This window comes from Streptomyces sp. NEAU-YJ-81 (genome assembly GCF_017592595.1).
GTDB classification, from domain to species: Bacteria; Actinomycetota; Actinomycetes; order Streptomycetales; family Streptomycetaceae; genus Streptomyces; species Streptomyces hygroscopicus_B.
The window spans coordinates 1-6717 of the sequence record NZ_JAGFNO010000090.1; the positions used below are offsets into that span (position 1 = coordinate 1).

Consider the following 6717-nt stretch of genomic DNA (forward strand, 5'->3'; position numbering starts at 1 on the left):
CAACACCACATGATCAGCCAACCACCCATGCGAAACCAACGACAACCGACCCGTCAACAACACCCCATCCACACCCGCCAACCCCACCACCGCACCCAACAACGGATGATCAGCCGAACCCAGACCAGCGGATGTCACATCGCCGACGCCCGACGGAGGAGTCTTGATCCAGTAGTGCTGATGCTGGAAGGCATAGGTCGGCAATTCCACCTGCCGAGCGCCCGTCCCGCGGAACACCGTGGACCAGTCGACAGAAGCACCGCCGACATACGCCTCGGACACGGAGGTCAGGAAACGGTCCAGGCCACCCTCGTCACGGCGCAGTGAACCGACGGCGGTGACACGGGTGCCGTGATCCTCGGCCGTCTGCTCCACACCCATCGTCAGGACGGGGTGGGCACTGGCCTCGATGAACGTATCGAAGCCGTCGGCCAGCAGGGTGCGGACGGTCTCATCGAAGCGCACCGTCTGACGCAGATTCCGGTACCAGTACCCGGCGTCCAGCCCCGCCGTATCGAGCACGCCACCGGTCACCGTCGAATAAAACGGCACCGACGACGAGCGCGGGCTGATCCCCGCGAGCTCCCGCAGCAACTCGCCCTCGATAGCTTCGACATGGGCACAGTGCGAGGCGTAGTCCACGGGAATGCGACGCGCCCGGATCTCCCCGCCCTCGCACACCGCCAGCAGCTCGTCCAACGCGTCCGCGTCACCCGAGACAACAACCGCCGAAGGCCCGTTCACCGCCGCCACCGACAACCGCTCACCCCACGCCGCCAGCCGCTCCCGTACCTCCCCCACCGGCAGTGACACCGACACCATGCCGCCACGCCCCGACAACGCCCGCAACGCCTTGCTCCGCAACGCCACCACCCGCGCCGCGTCCTCCAACGACAACGCACCCGCCACACACGCCGCCGCAATCTCACCCTGCGAATGCCCCACCACCGCCACAGGCTCCACCCCGTACGAACGCCACAACTCCGCCAACGACACCATCACAGCCCACAACACCGGCTGCACCACATCCACCCGCTCCAACGCACCCGCATCGCCAAGCACATCCACCAACGACCAGTCCACAAACGGCGCCAACGCCGCCCCACACTCACCAACCCGCTCCGCAAACACCGGCGAAGACTCCAACAACCCCGCCGCCATCCCCACCCACTGCGCCCCCTGCCCCGGAAACACCAACACCGCACGACCATCAGCACCCACAACCCCACCCCGCACCAACCCCGGAGCATCCCGGCCCTCCGCCAGCGCGGCCACACCGCCAACCAAGCCACCTCGGTCACCGGCCAACACCACCGCACGATGCTCGAAAACGGTACGAGCCGTCGCCAGCGACCACCCGACGTCCCCAGCCGACAGCTCTGTCCGCTCCTCCATGTACGACGCCAGCCGATCCGCCTGCGATCGCAAGGCCGCCTCGGAGCGGGCCGACAGCACCCACGGCACCACCGCACGCTCGACGGACATCGCACCGACCGTGGCAGAGGGGCCCCCGCCCGTGCCCTCGTCCGCCGCGTCATCCTCATCGCCCACCGGCGCCTGCTCGAGGACGACATGGGCGTTGGTGCCGCTGACGCCGAAGGCCGACACACCGGCCCGGCGCGGCCCACCGTTCTCCGGCCATGCGACCTTCTCGGCCAGCAGCTCGACCGCGCCGGCCGACCACTCCACGTGCGGCGTCGGCTCATCGACGTGCAGCGTTTTCGGCAGCGCACCGTGTTGCATGGCCAGCACCATCTTCATCACGCCGGCCACACCCGCCGCCGCCTGCGTATGGCCGATGTTGGACTTCACCGACCCCAGCAGCAGCGGCCTACCGTCCGCGCGGTCCTGGCCGTAGGTGGCCAGCAGCGCCTGCGCCTCGATCGGGTCGCCCAGCGTCGTACCCGTGCCGTGTGCCTCGACCGCGTCCACCTCGGCGGCCGACAACCGCGCGTTGGTCAGGGCCTGGAGAATAACGCGTTGCTGGGAAATGCCGTTGGGCACGGTCAGTCCACTGCTGCTGCCGTCCTGGTTGACGGCGGAGCCGCGTACCACCGCCAGCACCGGGTGACCGTTGCGCCGCGCGTCCGACAGCCGCTCCAGCAGCAGCATGCCCACACCCTCGCCCCAGCCCGTACCGTCCGCGGCCGCCGCGAACGCCTTGCACCGGCCGTCCGGCGCAAGACCCCGCTGACGGCTGAACTCCACGAAGAGACCGGGCGTGGACATCACGGTCACGCCACCGGCGAGGGCGAGCGGGCACTCCCCCTGCCGCAGGGACTGCACCGCGAGATGCAGTGCCACCAGAGACGATGAGCAGGCGGTGTCCACCGTCACCGCGGGCCCTTCGAAGCCGAAGGTGTAAGAGAGCCGACCCGACATCACGCTGGCCGCACCGCTGGTGGCCAGGAAGCCCTCGACACCCTTCGGGGCCTGCCGCAGCGCGACGGTGTAGTCCTGACCGTTGGTGCCCACGAAGACACCGGCCTTGGTGCCGCGCAACGACGCCGGGGTGACACCGGCCCGCTCCATGGCCTCCCAGGACGTCTCCAGCAGCAGCCGCTGCTGCGGGTCCATCGCCAGCGCCTCACGCGGCGAGATGCCGAAGAAGGTGGGATCGAAGGCGCCCGCGTCGGAGAGGAACGCGCCCTCCTTGACGTACGAGGTGCCGGAGCGGTCGGGGTCGGGGTCGTACAGCTCCGCCAGGTCCCAGCCCCGGTCCTCCGGGAACGCGCTCACGGCGTCCTCGCCACCGGCCAGCAGCTCCCACAGCTCCTCCGGGGACCGCACACCGCCGGGGAACCGGCAGCTCATCGCCACAATCGCGATCGGCTCCCGGGACTTCTCCTCGACATCGCGGAGCCGTCGCTGCGTCTGCCGGAGATCAGCCATGACGCGCTTGAGGTACTCAACGAGCTTCTCTTCGTTTGACACTTGGTCCTGCCCCCTCGAAGAAACCAGGTGGTTCTCGTTCATGTCAGGCGTCTCCGAGTTCTCTGTCGATGACGTCGAAGAGCTCGTCCACCGATGCGCTTTCCAGGTCGTCGTCGTTGGCGACGTCGTCCCGTACGGCGCTCCCGCCGCCGCTGACGGGTTCGCTCAGCTTGGCCAGCACCGACTGGAGCCGGACGATCGCCTTCGTCCGGGCGATGTCGTCCTGCTCCATGGCCGAGAGGACGGATTCGAGTCGGTCGATCTCGGCGGGCAACGACTTCTCCGGGGCGGCCTCGTCCTCGACCAGCTCACCCTTGAGATGGCGGGCCAGCGCCGACGGCGATCCGTAGTCGAACAGGGCCGTCGGCCGCAGCCGCAGCCCGGTGGCCGCGTTCAGCCGGTTGCGCAGCTCCACGGCGGTCAGCGAATCAAGGCCCATGTCGAAGAAGCCACGCTCACCGTCGATGCCCTCGTGCGTGGCGTATCCGAGGACGGCCGCCGTCTGCGTACGCACCAGGTCGAGCAGGGCGGGTTCGCGCTCCGTCGCCGGGAGCTCCGCGAGGGTCGTGGCGAGCGCCGGCCGGTGTGTGCCGGCGGCCTGCCCGTCCAAGGTGGCGTCGGCGGCCTGCCGTACCGCCCTGACCTCGGCGATGTCGCCGAAGAGGAGACCGAGCCGGGTGCCGTCGACACCGGCTGTGAACCGCGGCCAGTCGATGTCCGTGATGACCGGGCAGGTGTCGGACTGGTTGACGGCCCGCGCCATCGCTGTGACGGCCAGCTCGGGTTCCATCGCGGGAAGGCCGAACCGCTCCATACGGCCGCTGACGGCCGCGTCCTGGGCGGCCATGCCACCGTCGGCCCACGGCCCCCAGGCCACGGAGGTGGCGGGCAGGCCCTCGGCCCGGCGGTGTTCGGCGAGCGCGTCCAGGAAGGCGTTCGCCGCCGCGTAGTTGCCCTGTCCGGCTCCGCCCACCGTCGCGGAGAACGAGGAGAACAGCACAAACGCCGAAAGGTCCAGCTCGCGCGTCAGCTCATGCAGATGCCACGCCGCCTCCGACTTCGCCCGCAACACACCATCGAACCGCTCCACCGACAACCCATCCAGCACACCGTCATCCAGCACACCCGCCGCATGCACCACCGCTGTCAGCGGGAACTCCTCGGGCACCCCGGCCAACACTCCGGCCAGCGCCTGCCGGTCGCCCACATCACACGCCGCGACCGTCACCCGAGCACCCAACTCCGCCAGCTGTGCCCGCAACTTGTCCACACCTTCAGCCGCCGGACCACGCCGCGAGAGCAGCAGCAGGTGCTCCGCACCGGCCCGCGCCAGCCACCGCGCCACATGGGCGCCCAGCGCACCCGTACCACCGGTCACCAGCACCGTCCCCGACGGCGTCCACACCTCCCCGCCCTGCGCACCCACCGCGGCACGAACCACACGGCGGGCGAACACACCCGACGCCCGCACCGCCAGCTCATCCTCACCGGTGGCACCGCTGATGGCGGCGGTCAGTCGCTCCAGAGCCCGGCCGTCCAGCGTCTGCGGCAAGTCGACTAGGCCGCCCCATCGCTCCGGGGCCTCCAGTCCGGCGACCCGGCCCAGGCCCCACACCGCCGCCTGCTCCACACTCGACGGACTCTCCACACCGCCTGTCGCCACCGCACCCCGCGTCACACACCACACGCGGCCACCCACACCCGCGTCCCCGATCCCCTGAAGCAGGGACAACGTCAACGCCAGACCCAACGGCACCGCCCTGTGCTCACCATGCCGTCCCTCCGCCAGGGCCAGCAGCGACAGCACCCCCGTGACATCGGCGGCCCGGTCCGCACCCAGAGCCTCGCGCAACCGCGCCGCCACCGCCTCACGGTCGGCGTCCGCATCCTCCAGCTCGACGACCACGGGCAGCGCGCCCCGCGCGGCCAAGCCGGCCACGCAGTCCGCGACCCATGCGTCGCCGGCCAGCCCAGCGGGCACCGCCACCAGCCAGGATCCCGTCAGCGCACCCGCCGCCTCCGAGACCGGCGACCATGCGATCCGGTAGCGCCACGCGTCGACCTGTGACCGCTCACGGCTACGACGCCGCCACGACGACAGGACCGGCAGCACCGCCGCGAGCGACTCACCCGCATCGGCCTCGTTCTCGACGGCCAGCGTGCCCGCGAGCGCCGACAGGTCCTCGCGTTCCACCGCGTCCCAGAAGTCGGCGTCGGCGGACTCGCGGGCGTCTGCCGTGCCGTGCTGGGCTCCCGGCGCCGCCGCTGTCTCAACCCAGTAGCGCTTGCGTTGGAAGGCATACGTCGGCAGCTCCACGCGCCGCGCCGGCCGTCCGGCGGTGGCCGCGAGCACGGGCATCCAGTCCACCGGCGCACCCCGTACATGGGCCACGGCGGCGAGCGTCAGCGCGGTCTCGACCTCGCTGCGGCCGGAGCGTGCGGCCGGTAGGAAGACGGCGACGTCAGCTGTCTCATCGGGCAGGCACTGCTCGCCCATCGTGGACAGGACCTCGTCCGGGCCGAGCTCCAGGAAGGTGGTGACTCCCACGTCCGCCAGACTCCGCACCCCGTCCGCGAACCGCACCGCCTCGCGGACGTGCCGTACCCAGTACGCGGCCGAGCACAGCGCCTCGGCATCAGCGACCGCGCCCGTCACATTCGACACGACGGGAATACGCGGAGGCGCATACGACAGCCCCTCGGCCACCTGCCGGAACTCGGCCAGCATCGGCTCCATCAACGGCGAGTGGAAAGCGTGCGAAACACGCAGCCGCTTCGTCTTGACGCCCTGGACCTCAAGATGCCCGGCGACCTCCATCACCGCCTCCTCGGCACCGGAGATCACCGTCGAACGCGGACCGTTGACCGCCGCCACACTCACCTCGGCCTCACGACCCGCCAGCAACGGCAACACATCCACCTCGGCGGCCTGCACCGACACCATCACCCCACCCGACGGCAACCCCTGCATCAACCGCCCACGAGCCGCCACCAACACACACGCATCCCCAAGCGACAACACACCCGCCACATGAGCAGCCACCAACTCACCAATCGAATGCCCCGCCACAAAATCCGGCCGCACACCCCACGACTCCACCAACCGAAACAGCCCCACCTCCACCGCAAACAACCCACACTGCGCAAACACCGTCTCATCCAACCCCAACGCATCCCCGCTGATCACCTCCCGCAGCGAACGCTCCAACACCCCCTCGAAATACCCACACACCTCATCAAACGCCTCCGCGAACACCGGGAACGCCTCATACAACTCCCGGCCCATCCCGACCCGCTGACTACCCTGACCCGAGAACAACACCGCGAGCTTCCCCGGCACCACCGGACCCCGCACCACACCCGCCACCGGTACGCCATCCACCAGCGCGCCCAGCCCGGCGGCGAAGCCCTTACGGTCAGCGGCCAGGACCACCGCCCGGTGCTCGAACACCGACCGTGTCGTGGCCAACGACAGCGCCACATCGGCCACGGGCGCCTCCGCCCCGGCCTGACTCCGCGCGTACGGCAGCAACCGCTCCGCCTGTGCCCGCAACGCACCCTCGGACTTCGCCGACACCACCCACGGCACCAGCACCGACTCCTCGGGGCCCTCGGTCACCGGCTCGGCGACGGGCGTCTCCTCGGGGGCGTGTTCCAGGATGACGTGTGCGTTGGTGCCGCTGATACCGAAGGACGACACACCCGCACGCCGCGGACGGCCCGTATCCGGCCACACCACCGCATCCGTCAACAACTCCACCGCACCCGCCGACCACTCCACAT

The 6717-nt window shown here is 70.1% G+C and carries 2 protein-coding genes; both read right to left on the bottom strand.

Features of this window, described 5'->3' with window-relative positions; genetic code table 11:
• On the bottom strand, nt 1-2934 hold a 2934-nt coding region (locus J5X86_RS49845), incomplete at its 3' end, for a type I polyketide synthase (protein ID WP_308124997.1).
• A gap of 43 nt (nt 2935-2977) precedes the next feature.
• On the bottom strand, nt 2978-6717 hold a 3740-nt coding region (locus J5X86_RS49850), incomplete at its 5' end, for a type I polyketide synthase (protein WP_208523184.1).